At 72.4% G+C, this 14,930-nt stretch carries 17 protein-coding genes; 1 reads left to right on the top strand and 16 read right to left on the bottom strand.

The genetic code is table 11. The annotated features are described in order from the left end of the window. Nucleotides 1-101 precede the first annotated feature (101 nt). The 12 genes from ACGFH8_RS12430 to ACGFH8_RS12375 form a co-directional block, all read right to left on the bottom strand. Entirely contained in the window at nucleotides 102-662 is a 561-nt protein-coding gene (locus tag ACGFH8_RS12430; protein WP_393367093.1) for a hypothetical protein, read from the bottom strand. Further along, nucleotides 662-2,104, bottom strand: a complete 1,443-nt coding sequence (locus ACGFH8_RS12425; RefSeq protein ID WP_393366468.1) for a DUF58 domain-containing protein — start codon at nucleotides 2,102-2,104, stop codon at nucleotides 662-664. The genes ACGFH8_RS12430 and ACGFH8_RS12425 overlap by 1 nt, the downstream gene beginning before the upstream one ends. Next, nucleotides 2,104-3,111 carry a MoxR family ATPase gene (locus tag ACGFH8_RS12420; RefSeq protein ID WP_238644181.1) on the bottom strand — a complete coding sequence of 336 codons (1,008 nt, stop codon included), beginning with the start codon at nucleotides 3,109-3,111 and terminating at the stop codon, nucleotides 2,104-2,106. The genes ACGFH8_RS12425 and ACGFH8_RS12420 overlap by 1 nt, the downstream gene beginning before the upstream one ends. Beyond that, nucleotides 3,111-3,695: a hypothetical protein gene (locus ACGFH8_RS12415; protein WP_393366465.1), complete on the bottom strand. Its 585-nt coding sequence runs from the start codon at nucleotides 3,693-3,695 to the stop codon at nucleotides 3,111-3,113. The genes ACGFH8_RS12420 and ACGFH8_RS12415 overlap by 1 nt, the downstream gene beginning before the upstream one ends. Beyond that, entirely contained in the window at nucleotides 3,692-4,474 is a 783-nt protein-coding gene (locus tag ACGFH8_RS12410) for a DUF4129 domain-containing protein (protein ID WP_393366463.1), read from the bottom strand. The genes ACGFH8_RS12415 and ACGFH8_RS12410 overlap by 4 nt, the downstream gene beginning before the upstream one ends. 22 nt (nucleotides 4,475-4,496) lie before the next feature. Continuing rightward, entirely contained in the window at nucleotides 4,497-5,210 is a 714-nt protein-coding gene (locus ACGFH8_RS12405) for a uracil-DNA glycosylase (RefSeq protein ID WP_393366461.1), read from the bottom strand. 19 nt (nucleotides 5,211-5,229) lie between these two features. After that, nucleotides 5,230-5,916, bottom strand: a complete 687-nt coding sequence (locus ACGFH8_RS12400; RefSeq protein ID WP_393366460.1) for a dienelactone hydrolase family protein — start codon at nucleotides 5,914-5,916, stop codon at nucleotides 5,230-5,232. A 240-nt stretch (nucleotides 5,917-6,156) separates the two neighbouring features. Further along, nucleotides 6,157-7,020, bottom strand: a complete 864-nt coding sequence (locus ACGFH8_RS12395) for a hypothetical protein (protein WP_393366459.1) — start codon at nucleotides 7,018-7,020, stop codon at nucleotides 6,157-6,159. 130 nt (nucleotides 7,021-7,150) lie between these two features. Further along, complete coding sequence (locus ACGFH8_RS12390) at nucleotides 7,151-8,212, bottom strand: HAAS signaling domain-containing protein (protein ID WP_393366458.1); 1,062 nt, start codon at nucleotides 8,210-8,212, stop codon at nucleotides 7,151-7,153. Continuing rightward, a complete protein-coding gene (locus ACGFH8_RS12385) occupies nucleotides 8,209-8,541 on the bottom strand; it encodes a PadR family transcriptional regulator (protein WP_030328782.1) in 333 nt (110 codons plus the stop codon). Before ACGFH8_RS12385 ends, ACGFH8_RS12390 begins: the two co-directional genes overlap by 4 nt. 214 nt (nucleotides 8,542-8,755) lie before the next feature. Continuing rightward, nucleotides 8,756-9,700, bottom strand: coding sequence for an exopolyphosphatase (locus tag ACGFH8_RS12380; protein WP_393367092.1), 945 nt, complete (start codon nucleotides 9,698-9,700; stop codon nucleotides 8,756-8,758). 22 nt (nucleotides 9,701-9,722) lie between these two features. Next, nucleotides 9,723-10,748 carry an ArsR/SmtB family transcription factor gene (locus tag ACGFH8_RS12375; RefSeq protein WP_393366456.1) on the bottom strand — a complete coding sequence of 342 codons (1,026 nt, stop codon included), beginning with the start codon at nucleotides 10,746-10,748 and terminating at the stop codon, nucleotides 9,723-9,725. A 107-nt stretch (nucleotides 10,749-10,855) separates the two neighbouring features. Here ACGFH8_RS12375 and ACGFH8_RS12370 point away from each other — a divergent pair, with 107 nt between their 5' ends. Then, the gene (locus ACGFH8_RS12370) at nucleotides 10,856-11,731 is read left to right on the top strand and encodes an alpha/beta hydrolase family esterase (protein ID WP_393367090.1); all 876 of its coding nucleotides are present in this window, start codon (nucleotides 10,856-10,858) and stop codon (nucleotides 11,729-11,731) included. A 1-nt stretch (nucleotide 11,732) separates the two neighbouring features. On the opposite strand, the gene ACGFH8_RS12365 is transcribed toward ACGFH8_RS12370, so the two are convergent. Genes ACGFH8_RS12365 through eno form a run of 4 tightly spaced genes read right to left on the bottom strand, consistent with a single transcriptional unit; the run spans nucleotide 11,733 to nucleotide 14,813 of the window. Further along, complete coding sequence (locus tag ACGFH8_RS12365) at nucleotides 11,733-12,269, bottom strand: amino-acid N-acetyltransferase (RefSeq protein WP_393366454.1); 537 nt, start codon at nucleotides 12,267-12,269, stop codon at nucleotides 11,733-11,735. Further along, nucleotides 12,266-12,823 carry a DUF501 domain-containing protein gene (locus ACGFH8_RS12360; RefSeq protein WP_393366453.1) on the bottom strand — a complete coding sequence of 186 codons (558 nt, stop codon included), beginning with the start codon at nucleotides 12,821-12,823 and terminating at the stop codon, nucleotides 12,266-12,268. The genes ACGFH8_RS12365 and ACGFH8_RS12360 overlap by 4 nt, the downstream gene beginning before the upstream one ends. 33 nt (nucleotides 12,824-12,856) lie before the next feature. Beyond that, nucleotides 12,857-13,498 (bottom strand): septum formation initiator family protein, encoded by a 642-nt coding sequence (locus tag ACGFH8_RS12355; protein WP_393366451.1) that lies wholly within the window; start codon nucleotides 13,496-13,498, stop codon nucleotides 12,857-12,859. 31 nt (nucleotides 13,499-13,529) lie between these two features. Beyond that, nucleotides 13,530-14,813 carry a phosphopyruvate hydratase gene (eno, locus tag ACGFH8_RS12350; RefSeq protein WP_184181511.1) on the bottom strand — a complete coding sequence of 428 codons (1,284 nt, stop codon included), beginning with the start codon at nucleotides 14,811-14,813 and terminating at the stop codon, nucleotides 13,530-13,532. Between the last annotated feature and the right edge of the window lie 117 nt (nucleotides 14,814-14,930).

Raw genomic sequence — 14,930 nt, 5'->3', positions numbered from 1 at the left:
TTGTCTATCTTTCCCCGGCCGGCTCAGGTAATGCCGCTCGCGGCCCCCATCTGTGACGGAGCACAACCCGTGTGACCTGCGTAACCCTCCGGTCGCAGCGGTCACCGCCGTCGCAGCAGCCAGCCCAGCAACGCCGCCGTCCCCACGGCCAGCAGCAACCCCAGCAGGGTCACCCACTGGTATCCGGCCTCGCCACCCATGCCCGCGGCCTGCAACAACAGCACCCCGAGCACCGCGGTGCCCAGCAGAACGCCGCCCGCCCGCAGCAACCACCGGCTGATCAGCGCGGGGTCCACCACCGCGTCGTAAGGCAACAGCGCGGCAAGCGCGCAGAGGGTGTGCGCCAGGTAGAGCAGGGCGGCGACGGCGAGCAGCCGCCAGAGGGCGACCGGGCGGCCGTACCCGTCGGTGGCGAGCAGCCAACCGCCGACCGTGACCAACGCCGTGAAGACCGCCCAGACCCGACGCGGGCCGAACGCGGGAAACAGGGCGGCGACCGCCAGAAAGAGGAGGGGGCGGCCGGAAAACACCTCGGCGGGGAAGGCCAGGGCGAACCCGGCAAACACGACGGCGAAGATCCCGGCCCGAACCAGCAGCGGGGCGACGCTGATGCGGGCCACCGCCCTCTGTGCGGTCCGCACCCGCCCGGTCACCGCGTCGATCATCTGCCACCCACCCTCGGAGCCGTCGCCAACCGGGCCACGTCCCGCAACACCTGGTCCAGACTGCCGGCGCCGGCCCAGCGCACCACGGGTACGCCGTGCTCCCGGAGCTGCCCGATCATGACGTCTCGATCCAGACGCCACAGCCGGTACGCCACCTCGGCCCAGCCCAGGTTCTTCGGCGCGGAAAGGTCGGTCGGCAGTGTGTCGACGGCCACCACGAACCGCCCGGCGCGGGCCAGCCGGGCGAGCATCTGTGCCGACCGTTCGTCCAGCAGCGGGGTCAACACCACCACCAGCGCGTCCGAGGAGAGCAGTTGCGGGCCGAAAACCTGGTCGTACGGCTCGTGCGAGGACGGGTGGACGTGCACGTCGAGCAGCCACTCCAGAACGGTCAGGTACTGCCGCCGCCCGGCGGCCGGACGCAGCCGGCGAGCTCCCGGCCCGTACTCCAGCAGGGAGACCCGGTCGCCGCGGTGCAGGTAGTGCTCGGCGATCGCGGCCGTGGCCCGGACCGTGGTGTCCAGCACCGAGGCCGCGCCGCTCACCCCGCCGGAGCGGCCCGCCTCGGCGAGCACGTCGAGCAGCACCACCACCTCCGCGTCGCGGTCGGAGAGCGTCGCCGCCACGTGCAACTGCCGGGCGCGCAACGACACCCGCCAGTCGATGCGGCGCAGCCGGTCCCCCGGGGCGAAGATCCGTACCCCGGCCAACTCGCCGCCCTCGCCGGGCCGGCGGGAGTGGTGCGCCCCGACGAGCCCGGCGGCGCGGGGCATGGCCTCGACGGCCTCGAACGGCTCGGTACGCGGGTACACCCGCACCCGGACCGGCTCGGTGAGCACCGCACGGGAGACCAGCAGGCCGCCCGCAGTGGCGACCCGGGCACCGGCCGGTCCCACCGGATGCCGGCCCCAGCGCATGGCGTGGCCGGCCAGTTCCAGGTCCGCCACCGTCCCGGTCGGCACTGCGGTCACGAACGGCCGGTCGGCGAGGGAACGGCCCCTGCCGTTGGCCGGAGCCCCGCCGCTGGCCGGCGTCGCGGCGGCGGGCGGCACCTCGGGCACGTCCCCGTCCTGGGCGAAGCCGACCCGGTCGATGCGCAGCCACGGCGACACGCGGGAACGCACCACCACCAGGTCGTAGTCGACCGTGTCCGGATTGCCGACGCTCACCGCCGCCGTCAGGTCGCCGCCCTCGACAAGCGGCCCGTCCGCACCCTGGGTGATCCACACCTGCGGCAGCGCCGTGGGCCGGCGGCGCAGCGCGTACGCGGTGCCCAGCGCGAACGGGGCGGCCAGCACGATCAGGTCGACACGCCCCAGCAGCACACCCGCCACCAGCAGCAGGCCGGCGAGCAGCACCGCCCGGCCGAGCGCCCGGGTGGGTGCCCAGCCGGCGGCCGGTTCCGGCTCGGTGGCCATCGGCTCGGTCGGTCCGGTCATCAGTGCCGAGGCCCGCCCGCGGCGTAGCTGGGCAGCGCGCCGCTCGCCGGGGCGGGGGTGGCCTCCAGCACCTCGCCGACCACGAACGCCGGGTCGACCCGGCGCAGCCACATCTCCGGGCGCAGGGTGATCCGGTGGGCCAGGGCGGGAGCCGCGACCTCCTTGACGTCCTCCGGCACCACGTAGTCGCGTCCGCCGAACACCGCGCGGACCCGGGCCAGCAGCAGCAGCGCCAGCGATCCCCGCGGGGAGGCACCGACCAGCACCGACGGGTGCTCCCGGGTGGCCGCGGTGAGGGAGACGATGTAGCGGCCGATGGAGTCCTCCACCACCACGTCCTCCAGGGCGGCCTGCATGGCCCGCAGCGTGGCGGCGTCGACCACCGCCTTGATGTCCGCCTCCTCACGGCGACGGCTCATCCGGCGGCGGAGCACCTCCCACTCCTCCTCGTGCTGCGGGTAACCGAAGGAGACCCGCAGCAGGAACCGGTCCAGTTGCGCCTCGGGCAGCGGGTACGTGCCCTCGTACTCGATGGGGTTGGCGGTGGCCAGCACGTGGAACGGCTCGTCCAGCTTGTAGGTCACCCCCTCCACCGAAACCTGCTTCTCCTGCATGGCCTCCAGCAGCGCGGACTGCGTCTTCGGCGGCGTCCGGTTGATCTCGTCGGCGAGCAGCAGGTTCGTGAAGACCGGCCCGGCCCGGAAGGTGAAGTCGCCGTTGCGCTGGTCGTAGAGGAACGAGCCGGTGACGTCGGCGGGGAGCAGGTCGGGGGTGAACTGCAACCGGCGGAAGTCCAGGCCCAGCGCCTGGGCGAACGAGCGAGCGGTGAGCGTCTTGCCCAGCCCCGGCAGATCTTCGAGCAGCACGTGACCGCCCGCCAGGATGCCGGCGAGGACCAGCTCCAACGCGTCCCGCTTGCCGACCACGACGGTGCCGACGGCGTCCAGGACCGCCCGAGCCAGGTGGCCGACCTCGGCGGGGGCAATGCTCCGGTCCACGTCGTTCATCAGATCTTCTCCAGTTCGGCGACGATCACCGCGAGGTCGCGTGGCGACGGGGTGCGGCGAGGCGGGGTCTCCAGGAACGTCCACAGCCGGTCACCCAGCAGGACACGGGCGCGGGCCGGGTCCGACTCGCGGGTGACGCCGTGCTTGAGGCGCATCCGCTCGTCGGCCAGCTCGGCGATCCGGGGCAGGACCACCCCGGTGAAACGTTCGGGTCGGGTCGTGGACCAGTCGAGCGGCCACTCCCAGCGATTGATCGCGGTGCGCAACGCGTCCCGGGCACCCCAGTTGTAGCTGCCGTCTTCCTCGCCCGTCCCGGCCCGGCCACCCGCCGGCGACGGAGGTGGCGGCGCGAGCAGGGCGGTGACCCGCCGGACCGCCGCCACGGCGAGCACCCCGGCGACGAGGACGGGCAGCGAGACCTGCAGGCCGACCGCGCGGAGGCCGACGAGCAGCACCGCGACGACCGCGGCGGCCCACGCGAGGGCGCGTACCACCGGGCCGACCCGGGATCGGGACTCCTGCGGGCCCCTCGGCGCCGCCTCCTCCTCGGACCCGAGCAGGTCGTCGATGCTGGTGCTGCTCATGGGGTCACCGCCGTGAGCTCTCCGCGCAGCCGACGAAGTGCGGCGCGAGCCTGGTCGCGGGTGCGTTCGTCGACCGGGCGGGTGGCGTAGCGGGCCTCCCGGTAGACGTGCGCGAACTCGGCCAGCACGTCGGTGCTGACGATCGCCGGGACGCCGGCCTCCGGGTCACCCCGCAGCAGCCGGCTGACCAGGTCGGTGGGGGTGTCCCCGGCGAGCCGTGGCACACCGGCCGCGGCGGCGGCCTCCTCCAGGCGTACCCAGCAGGCGATCACCGCCACCCGCGGGTCGGTGTCCCGGTCGTCCAGCTCCACCAGGCCGGCGTCGAGGGCGGCGACCACCTCGCGGGCGGTGCCCTCGGCGGTACGCCGGGACCGCTGCGCCGGCAGGGCCCGGGTGGTGCGGCGCAGTACGCCCCGGATCAGAATCCAGGACAGGTAACCGAGGGCGGCGAGAATGGTCAGCCCGAGCAGCGCCATCGCCACGGTGGTGATCCACTGCGGTATGTGCGCCTGGGTGGCCTCACCGGCAGTACGCGGCTCGATCGGAATGGACGGCGACGGCTCGGCGGTCGGGTATTCGGGCACCCACGGGACGTTGTCCGCGGCCGGCGGGATCCGGCTGGCCCCGATCGACGAGTGCGCGGACGCCAGCGCGGCACCGGCGAGCAGAGCGGCGACCGCGGCGACCGGCCACCACCGGCGGAGCAGACCGAGCGCCGGGCGCAACACCCCCGGCTCGGCGGCCTGCGACGGGGCGGGGGCGCGTGTTCCGTCCGTCATCGCCACCACCCCACCGCGTGTCTCAGTCCACCCCGGCCAGGTACTTAGCCTGGTCGAAGACGTCGTCCAGCATCTTTGGTGTCAGCCGCCCGGTGAAGGTGTTCTGCTGGCTGACGTGGTAGCAGCCCAGCAAGTCCGGAGCGGCTGTGCCGGACCAGTGTGCCCCATGACCGAACGCCGGTCGCGGGCTGGGCGGGCGCTGCCCGTACACCTGGCGAAGCACCGGCCACCACGAGGCCCAGGCGAACGCGCCGAGCGCGACGACGACACGCAGCGTGGGCTGGATCAGCGTGACCTCGCGGTGCAGCCAGGGGGCGCAGTTGTCCCGCTCCGGCGGGGTCGGCTTGTTGTCCGGAGGCGCACATCGGACGGCCGAGAAGATCCGCAGGTCCCGCAGGGTGAGCCCGTCGTCGGCGGCGACGCTTGTCGGCTGGTTGGCCAGCCCGGCCCGGTGCAGCGCGGCGAACAACACGTCACCGGACCGGTCACCTGTGAAGATCCGGCCGGTGCGGTTGCCGCCGTGCGCGGCGGGGGCCAGCCCGAGAATGGCGATCCGGGCGTCCCCGGTGCCGAAGCCCGGCACCGGGCGACCCCAGTACTCCTGGTCGCGGAAGGCAGCCCGGCGGGTGCGGGCCACCTCCTCCCGCCACCGCACCAACCGCGGGCAGGCAAAACAGTCGCTCACCGCCGCGTCCAGGTCGGCCAGGTCGGTCGCCCGCGCTGCGCGGGCGACCACCTGATCGGGGGTACGCGACTCAGCCAAGCTTGGCCCGGAAGAGTTCCAGGGTGCGGGCCCAGGCGCTGGCGGCGGCGCGCTGGTCGAACGCCTCCGGCCGGTCGTCGTTGAAGAAGGCGTGCGAGGTGCCCGGATAGTCGTAGAGGTGGCAGTCGCCGCCGGCCTCCTCGATGGCCCGGCGGGCGGTCTGTACGCCCTCGGCGGCCGAGGTGCCGTCCTCTTCGGAGCAGTGCACGACCGCGGCCTTGCCGGCGTAGTCGGCCCAGTCGGGGCGCATCGACTCCCACGGCAGCACCGGATAGAAACCGGCTGTCGCGACGATCCGCTCGGAGACGGTGGCGGACCACAGAGCAAGGCTGCCACCGGCGCAGAAGCCCACGGCACCGACCTTACCGGTCACCTCCGGCCGACCGGCGAGATAGTCGGCCGCGCCGGCGATGTCCTTCGCCGCCTCGTCCATCCGCATCGCCATCAGCAGCCGCTGCGCCTCGTCCGGCTCGCTTGTCGTCTCACCGTGGTAGAAATCCGGGGCCAGAGCGACGAAGCCGGCCTCGGCGAACCGCTCCGCAACCGACCGGATGTGCGGGACCAGGCCCCACCACTCCTGGATGACGATGACGGCGGGGCTGGCCATGCCACTGGCGGGTATCGCGAGATACCCCTCGCTCGTACCCCCGTTGCTGCGGTAGGTCACCATTTCGCCCATGGGCCGTCCTCCTAGCGGTCAGTCATCGTTGGCTGGTCGCCCAGTGGTCCTAGTGCCGGTAGCCTGCCATGCCGCGCCGTCGCCGGGAAGACGCCGGAACAGTGGCATTCACCTCCCGTTTGCCGGCCGGCGACCCGGGGTACGCCGACGGCGGCGGGATGGACTCCCGCCGCCGTCGATGCCGATCTACCGCTGTAATCAGGCCTTCTTGGTCAGGCCTTCCTGGTCAGGCCTCCGTGGTCAGGCCTTCTTGGTCAGGCAGAGCACGTAGCCCGTCTTGCCGGGCAGGATGCTGGAGTAGATGTACCCCTCCTCGTCCGGCTTGAAGTACTGCTCGCACGCGGTGTCGGCCCTGGCCTGGGCCTCGGTCTGGTTGTCGACCCGACCGACCACGTTGTACACCGCCTCGGTGGAGGTGCACTCGACGATCCGGGCGTCCGTGACCTTCTCCTGCTTGGTGCCGGTGACCTCGGGCAGCTTGGCGATGCAGTCGCCGGCCTTCGCGGCAGCCGTCTCGTCCTTGTTGATGAGGTTGCCGATCGCCGAGACGACACCGAACTTCAGGCCGGCCACGACGAGCACCGCGAGGATCGCGCCGGCGATGCCGAGGGCCTTCTTCGCACCAGACTTCTTCACCTCCGGATCGGCCGAGTCCGACTCGGCGGACTTCAGCTCGGCCGACTCCGGCTCGCCCGAGTCCGACCCGGTCGGACGCGGCTCGGTCGACTTCGGCTCGGCCGGAACCGACTCGCCCGACTCCGACTCGGTCGACTCGGGCTCAGCCGGAGGCGACTCGCCCGACTCCGGCTCGGTCGACTTCGGCTCAGCCGGACGCGACTCGGCCGACTTGGGCTCGGCCGGCTCGGAGCCGGTCGGACCCGACTCGGCCGCCTTCGACTCGGTCAGACCCGACTCGGTCGACTCGGACCCGGTCGGACGCGGCTTGGTCAGCTCCGACTCGGTCGACTTCGGCTCGGCGGGACGCGACACCCCCGCCTTCGGCTCGGCCGACCGGGGCGTCTCGACGGTCGGCTGCGGCGCCTCGACGGCCGGCTCAGCTGGTGCACCATCGGAGGCGGGGGGCGTTGCGACCTGCTCTGGCACGGGGGTTCCTTCCGAGGGGTTGATGAGCAGACGACACCGTAACGATCATTGATTTCCGGTGTCGTCCCGCCCGCCTCGTCCGTTCAGTTATTTCCCACCCTGGCCCGCATGATCCAGTTCACACCGTGGCTCAGCTCGTCGGGGTGGGGCTCGGCGTGCCGGCCGGTGTCGCGGGCGGGCCTGCCGAGGGCGCGTCGGACGCCGTTCCGCTCGGCGTCGGCGTGCTGGTCGGCCCGGCCGGTGGCGTGCTGGTCGGCCCGGCCGGTGGCGTGCCGGTCGGCTCCGCCGGCGACGAGTTGGGCGCGACCGGCGTCAGGATCGGGTTGGGCCCGGCCGGAGCGCGAGGGCCGAAGGGCGCCCGGCCCAGGCAGTACGGGTACGGGCGCAGCAACGGGGCGCCGTACTCGTTGACCGGACCGTCACAGTCCGGGTAGCCGAGGCGGATCGGATTGCCGTCCTGGTCGAAGAGCCGGGCGTTCTCCACCAACCGGCCCTCGCTGTCGTAGACGAAGACGTCCCGGACCTGGCTGTACTGGCTGTCGACCGAGGTCTGGTCGTAGTAGTAGCCACGGTCGATCCGGTCCTCGAGATTGACCAGGGCGCCGAGCGCGAAGATCACCAGCACCGCGCTGCCGACCTGCAGCGCCGAACGCGGCCAGCGGGTCAACTGCGCGGAGCGGCGACCGAGCCAGATCGAGGCGAGCACGAGGCCGACGAGCATGACCATGCCCGCGAGCAACTCGCCACCAAACCGAGGCAGCAGCCCGTAAGCGTCACCGCCGGTGCTGATCGTGCTCAGCAGCATCGCGGCCAGATAGCCGCGCAACACCCACCAGGCCGGGCGCAGCAGGCGGAGGAAATCGCTGGCGTGCGCATACCCCAGGGGTGGTCCGAGGCGGGTGTCGATCGCGCTCAGCCGGCCGCGGAGCCGGGCCATCGCGGCCGCGACGCGCTGGTCGAGATTGCGCCCACTGCCGCCCGGGGCGGCGCCGGCCGCGGCGCGCAGCTCGGCCGCGTACGTCTCGGGCTCGCCCAGCCGCTCGACGAGGGTGCCCTCGGCCTCCGCGGCCACCTCGCTGAGATGGTCGGCGAGATCCTCGATCAGCTCGTCGCGTTGCGTGGGCGGCAGGTCGGCCAGAGCTGCCCGGACCCGCGCCACATAGTCGGTGATCTCCTGCTCCGCGACGGTCATGCCGCCATCCCCCGATCGTCGAGCAGACTGTCCATTGTGGTGGCGAACGAGCGCCAGAGCTTGCCGGAGCGGGTCAGCTGGTCACGCCCCGCGGCGTTGAGTGAGTAGTACTTGCGGTGCGGCCCGGATTCGCTCGGCACGACGTAGGTGGTGAGCAGGCCGGCGGCGAAGAGGCGGCGCAGAGTCCCGTAGACCGAGGCGTCGCCGACCTCTTCCAGGCCGGCCTCCCGCAACCGGCGCAGGATGTCGTAACCGTAGCCGTCCTCCTCTCGGAGCACGGCCAGGACGGCCATGTCGAGCACGCCCTTCAGCAACTGTGTGGTGTCCACGCAATGCACACTACTGTGTAATGCGAAGTAGCGTCAACGCTTTCGCCCCGACACGCCCGAGGGGTACGGGCGCCGAGGGACAGGCGTACCCATGATCGACTCGGTTTTCAGGAAGGCGGGGCATCAACACGACCCGGATGCCGCGCCTTCAGGGAAGGCGAGTCGACCAACGACCCGGACGCCGCGCCTTTAGGGAAGGCGAGTCGACCAACGCCTAGCGCGCGGAGGTTTGCTGGAGGCTCCAGGCGATGCCGTCGAGGATGTCGTGCTCCGAGGCGACCACCGACGGCATCCCGGCCCGCTCCATGATCACGCGGAGCACCAGCGCACCAGCGCCGATCACGTCGGCCCGGCCCGGGTGCATCACCGGGATCGCCAACCGCTGCGCACGGGTCTGGCCCAGCAGGTCGGCTGTCACCTGGGCCACCGCCTCGTACGACACCCGGGCGTGGTGGATGCGCTCCGGGTCGTACTCCCGCAGGTCCTGCGCGATGGCGACAACTGTGGTGACCGACCCGGCGAGGCCGACCAGGGTGGCCGCCTCGCGGCCGGGCACCACGGCGAGCGCCCGGTCCACGGCGGCGGCGATGTCGGCCTCCGCCGCCGCGACCTGCTCGGACGTCGGCGGGTCGCCGGGCAGGTGCCGCTCGGTCATCCGGACACAGCCGATGTCCACCGAGATCGCCGCGCGCACCCCCGTGGCGCGGTCACCGACCACGAACTCGGTGGAACCGCCGCCGATGTCGACGACCAGGAACGGCTCCTTCGCGTCGGCCGGCAGGCCGCGTACCGCGCCGGTGAACGACAGCCGGGCCTCCTCGTCGCCGGTGACGACCTCGGGCGCGACACCGAGGGTGCCCCGCACCATCTCGGTGAAGTCGTCGGCGTTTGCGGCGTCCCGGGAGGCCGAGGTGGCGCACATGCGCACCCGCTCCGCGCCCAGCTTCTCGATGTCCGCCGCGTACGACGCCAGCGCCACCCGGGTCCGTTCGATCGCCTCCGGCGCCAACCGGCCGGTGCGGTCGACACCCTGGCCGAGCCGGACGATCTCCATCCGCCGGGTCAGGTCGACAAGCGGTGCCGGCGACCCGGTGGACTCCTCGGGCAGGTCGGCGACAAGCAGTCGGATCGAGTTGGTCCCGCAGTCGATGGCCGCCACACGCGTCGTCACGGCAGCAACCTTACGGCAGGACGGGCCGGCGCCCCGCAGCTTGCCGGGCGGTCGAGCCGCCGGACGAGCCGCTCGACAACTCCGCGCCGAGCGCGGTCAGGTGATGCCGAACCGCCCCACCCTCCCGCTCGCTGGCCACCAGGCCGGCCGACCGCAGCGCGGTGGCGTGCTCCGAGGCCGAGGAGAGACTGATCCCGACGGCCTGGGACAGCACGGTGGTGGTCATCCCGCCGTCGACCGCCAGTCGACGCAGCACCAGCGCCCGGGTGGCGCCGAGCAGCCGACCGAGGGAATCACCCCCGGTGGTGGCCCCGAGTGTGGGCAGCACCGTCGGGTAGACGAGCAGGATCGGGCGATCTGGCTGTACCAGCACCCGCGGACGGGGTCCGGCCAACGGGGAGGGCAGCAGGATCAGCCCGTGGCCGGTGCCGGACAGGTTCCCGCTCCACCACGTCCGCACCTCCAGCACCGGCTGCCGCCACCGGATCTCCGGGTGCAACCCCGCGAAGAGGCCATCCAGACCGTGCTGCGCCAGCCGTTGGCTGGCACAGGTCACCTGCTGGCCGTACGCGGCGGTCAGATCGGACCAGAGCGGGGCCAGGACCGCGTCGAACCAGGTGCGGACGGCCCCGCCGAACAGGTCCAACACCTCCGGGTCGGCAGCCGCGAACCGCCGCCGCAGCGGGGTGACGGCCGTCTGCGCGTACGAGGCGGTGGCCTCGGCACGGATCCGCTGTGCCGGAGTGGCCCGGATCGCCTCCAGGCCGGCCTCGACCGACTGATTGCCGGACCACGGGGTGACGAAATCCGGCAGCCGCCCCCGGGCGGGAAGCAGGTGCCGCAGCGTCGCGGTGGCGGCCCGCGCGGCGCCCGTACGCTCGACCGCCGCCGCGCGCTCGGCGAGTGCCGGCGCCAACGCCGCGACCGTCGGGTCCCGCAGCCACTGACCGGCCAGCAGTGCGATGCCCACCGGATGCAGCCGATCGGCGAACCGCACCCGGCACAGGTCGGCCGGCCCGAGCTGGAGACGAAGCATGAGGGACAGACTGCCTCCCTTCGCCCAGGGCCGAAAGGGTTGATCCACCAGCGAGCCACATCCAGAGTGGGCGGCGGGTCTACGGGGGGGTGGCCGACGTGCGGCGAATGATGGCGGTGTTAACGGGGCTCTGCCTCATTGTCGTGGCTCCGGCCTGCGGTGAGCGGGGGCGGCCTTCGCCGGCCCCGCCCTCCGCGTCCACCGAAACTCCGACCGCGGGTGACCACGACCTCACCCTGAACCACAACGGCCAGGAGCGCACCTACCTGCTGCACGCACCACCCGGGTACGACCCGGGCCGGTCACCCGCGCTCGTCATCGCGCTGCACTTCTATCCCGGTAGCGCCACCGGCGTGCAGGAGCTGGCCGGCCTGGACGCGAAGGCCGACAAGGACAACGTGCTGGTGGCGTACCCCGACGGGGAGGGCGGCGGCTTCAACGGGCTGGTCTGCTGCGGCAGCGCGGACGACGTCGGTTTTCTCACCGCCCTCACCGACCACCTGGTGCAGACCTGGCACGCGGACCCGAATCGGGTCTTCCTCACCGGCATCTCGAACGGCGGCGACATGAGCTTCCGGGCGGCGGTGGAGAGCACCGGCAAGTTCGCCGCGATCGGGGTGGTGAGCGGTGGGTACAGCGGAAAACTGACCACGGCCGAGAGTTACGTGCCGAAGAGCCCGGTGTCCGTGATCACCTTCATCGGCGGCCAGGACCGGCAGGCCTCGACGTTCCAGACCGGCATGGAGACCTGGCAGCAGCGGCTGTCCTGCCGGCCGAGGCCGAAGGCGTCCGGGGTGCCGGGCGTGACGCACACGGTGGCGAGCTGCGCGGACGGCAGCGAGGTGAGCGTCTACACCCTGCCCGAGATGGGTCACAGTTGGCCGGGGGCGACGACCGGGTCGCTCGCCGCCTCCTCCGCGGGGCTGTCGGCCACCGACCTGATGTGGGAGTTCTTCGCGGCGCACCCCCGCAAGGGCGCCTGACCTACAGGCGCAGCAGCATCCGGGTGTTGCCAAGCGTGTTCGGCTTGACCCGCTCCAGGTCCAGGAACTCCGCGACACCCTCGTCGTACGAGCGCAGCAACTGCTCGTACACCTGTTGGGGCACCGGAGCGCCGTCGATCTCCTGGAAACCGAACGCGCCGAAGAACCGCGTCTCGAAGGTGAGCACGAAGATCCGTGCCACCCCCAACTCCCGGGCGGCGTCGATCAGCTCGCCCACCAGCCGGTGCCCGATCCGCCGGCCCCGACAGACCGGATCCACCGCGACCGTACGGATCTCGGCCAGGTCCTCCCACATGACGTGCAGCGCGCCGCAACCGACCACGGCGCCGTCGGCGGGGCGGACCGCCACCCGGAACTCCTGCACCTGCTCGTAGAGGGTGACTGTCGCCTTGCTCAGCAGCCGCCGGTCGTTCGTGTAGGTGTCGACCAGCCGCCGGATGCCGCGCACGTCCCCGGTGCGCGCCCGCCGCACCAGGATCTGACTCTCGGGCGCCGAGGACCCGGCCGGCGCGCTCATTCGCCCGCCGCGACGTCCACGCACGGGCCCGCCGTCCACCAGGGCTCGACCAGCTCCAACGTCTCGTCACCGAACGGGTTCACCCCGGGGCCGGCGCCCAGCGCGTGCCCCAGGTGCACGTGCAGGCACTTCACCCGGCCCGGCATCCCACCCGCCGAGATTCCGGCGATCTCCGACACCTCGCCGATGGCCTCGCGGCGGGCAAGGTAGTCCTCGTGCGCGGCACGGTAGTGGGCGGCCAACTCGGGATCCGTCGCCAGCCGGTCCGCCATCTCCTTCATCAGCCCCGCCGACTCCAGCCGGCTGCACGCCGCAGTGGCCCGGGGGCAGGTCAGGTAGTAGAGCGTGGGGAACGGCGTGCCGTCGGCGAGACGGGGAGTCGTCTCCACCACGTCCGGGAGTCCGCACGGGCAGCGGTGTGCCACCGCCCGGGTGCCCCGGGGCGTGCGGCCGAGCTGCGCGCCGACCGCGGCCAGGTCCGCCTCGGTGGCCGGCTCACGCTGCGGCAGGGGTACGGAGTCCGCCGCCGGCTCCGACGGTGGTACGACAGTCACGGTGCCATCTCTCCTGGTGTGCTGGTCGGTGGATCATTTGCCCGGCTGTTGGCTGTCCGCCGCCTGCACGCTCGACCAGAGCGTGTCGTACCAGGTCGATGGTCCGGCCGGGGCGGCCGCGCCGGCCGACTTCCCGGCGTCCCGGGCGGCGCCCTCCGCGTCGTGCAGCACCACCATCATCTTCTCGCCCGGCGGACCCATGAAGAACCGCTCCCGAGCCTGCGTCTTGATGTACTCGTCGTCCTGCCAGTTGGCGGCCTCGGCGGCGAGTTTGGCGATCTCCGCCTCCTGCACGGCCTGGGCCGCCTCCATCCGCTCGATGTCGGCCTGCTGGTCCAGGTAGACCCGGACCGGGTAGGTGTAGGCCAGCGCGAGCGCGATCAGGACCGCGAACAGCACGGTGGCCCGACCGGTGAAGCGACGGGGGTGGGGTGCGGTGAGCCGCTTGACGGCGCCACCGGCGGCGGTACGCCGAGCGGCGGCCGGACGATTCGCGGAGCGGACGCCCTCGGCGCCCCGGGCCGCGCCCGGAGCCCGACCAGCGGTGCCGCGCGGCTCGGCGCGTACGCCGGTCTCGCGGACCGATCCCCGGTTGGTCCGGCCACCACCCGACCGACCGGACTGACCCGGCCGGCGGGCGGGACGTTGACCACCCGGTGTGCGGCGCTGCTGCATCGTCACACCCCTCCCCCGAGGCTTCGTGCGCTCAGGCCGAACGGTAGCGCGGGAACGCGCCGGCGCCGGCGTAGCGCGCCGCGTCGGCCAACTCCTCCTCGATCCGGAGCAACTGGTTGTACTTCGCGACGCGGTCCGAGCGGGCCGGCGCGCCGGTCTTGATCTGACCGCAGCCGGTGGCCACCGCCAGGTCGGCGATCGTGGTGTCCTCGGTCTCGCCGGAACGGTGGCTCATCATGCACTTGAAGCCGGCCCGGTGAGCCAGGTCCACCGCGTCCAGGGTCTCGGTGAGCGAACCGATCTGGTTGACCTTGACCAGGACCGCGTTCGCCGACTTCTCCGCGATGCCCCGGGCGATGCGCTGCGGGTTGGTCACGAACAGGTCGTCACCGACGATCTGCACCCGGTCGCCGATCGAGGCGGTAAGCGTCTGCCAGCCACTCCAGTCGTCCTCCGCCAGCGGGTCCTCGATCGACACGATCGGGTAGTCGCCGGCCAGCTTCGTGTAGTAGTTGCTCATCTCCTCGGCGGACTTCGCGGCACCCTCGAAGGTGTAGGTGCCGTTGTCGAAGAACTCGGTGGCCGCCACGTCGAGCGCGAACACGATGTCGGTGCCGAGCCGGTAACCGGCCTTCTCGACCGCCTCGGCGATCAGGTCCAGGGCCGCCGCGTTCGTCGGCAGGTTCGGCGCGAAGCCACCCTCGTCGCCGAGCCCGGTCGACAGGCCCTTCTTCTTCAGCACCGACTTGAGCGCGTGGTAGACCTCCGCGCCCGAGCGCAGCGCCTCACGGAAGGTCGGCGCGCCGATCGGCGCGACCATGAACTCCTGGATGTCGACGTTCGAGTCGGCGTGCGCGCCACCGTTGAGGATGTTCATCATCGGCACCGGCAGGAGGTGGGCGTTGGGGCCGCCCAGGTAACGGAACAGGCTCAGCTCGGCGCTGCCGGCAGCGGCCTTCGCCACCGCCAGGGAGACCCCGAGGATGGCGTTCGCGCCCAGCTCCGACTTGCTGTCGGTGCCGTCGATGTCGAGCATCTTCTGGTCGATCAGCCGCTGCTCGCTGGCCTCGTACCCGATGATCTGGTCGACGATCTTGTCCTCGACGTTGGAGACCGCCTTCTCCACGCCCTTGCCCTGGTAGCGGTCGGCGTCACCGTCGCGCAGCTCGATCGCCTCGAAGGCGCCGGTGGAGGCGCCGGAGGGCACGGCGGCGCGGGCGACCGTGCCGTCGTCCAGGCCGACCTCGACCTCGACCGTGGGGTTGCCCCGCGAGTCGAGAATCTCCCGGGCGACGATTCCCTCGATGGTTGCCACTAAGTCGCTCCTCGTTGTTGTGATCCGGTCCGTGGGTGGGCCGCGACGGTGCGGCTGAGGCAGGTGTTGAACGCAGCGTATCGGGCCGCGCGAACGGGCACGGCGTCGCCCGCGCAC

Source organism: Micromonospora sp. NPDC049175 (assembly GCF_043197345.1).
GTDB lineage: Bacteria > Actinomycetota > Actinomycetes > Mycobacteriales > Micromonosporaceae > Micromonospora.
Note: the sequence above shows the minus strand (reverse complement) of the source record. Positions and strands in the feature narration are given on the sequence as shown.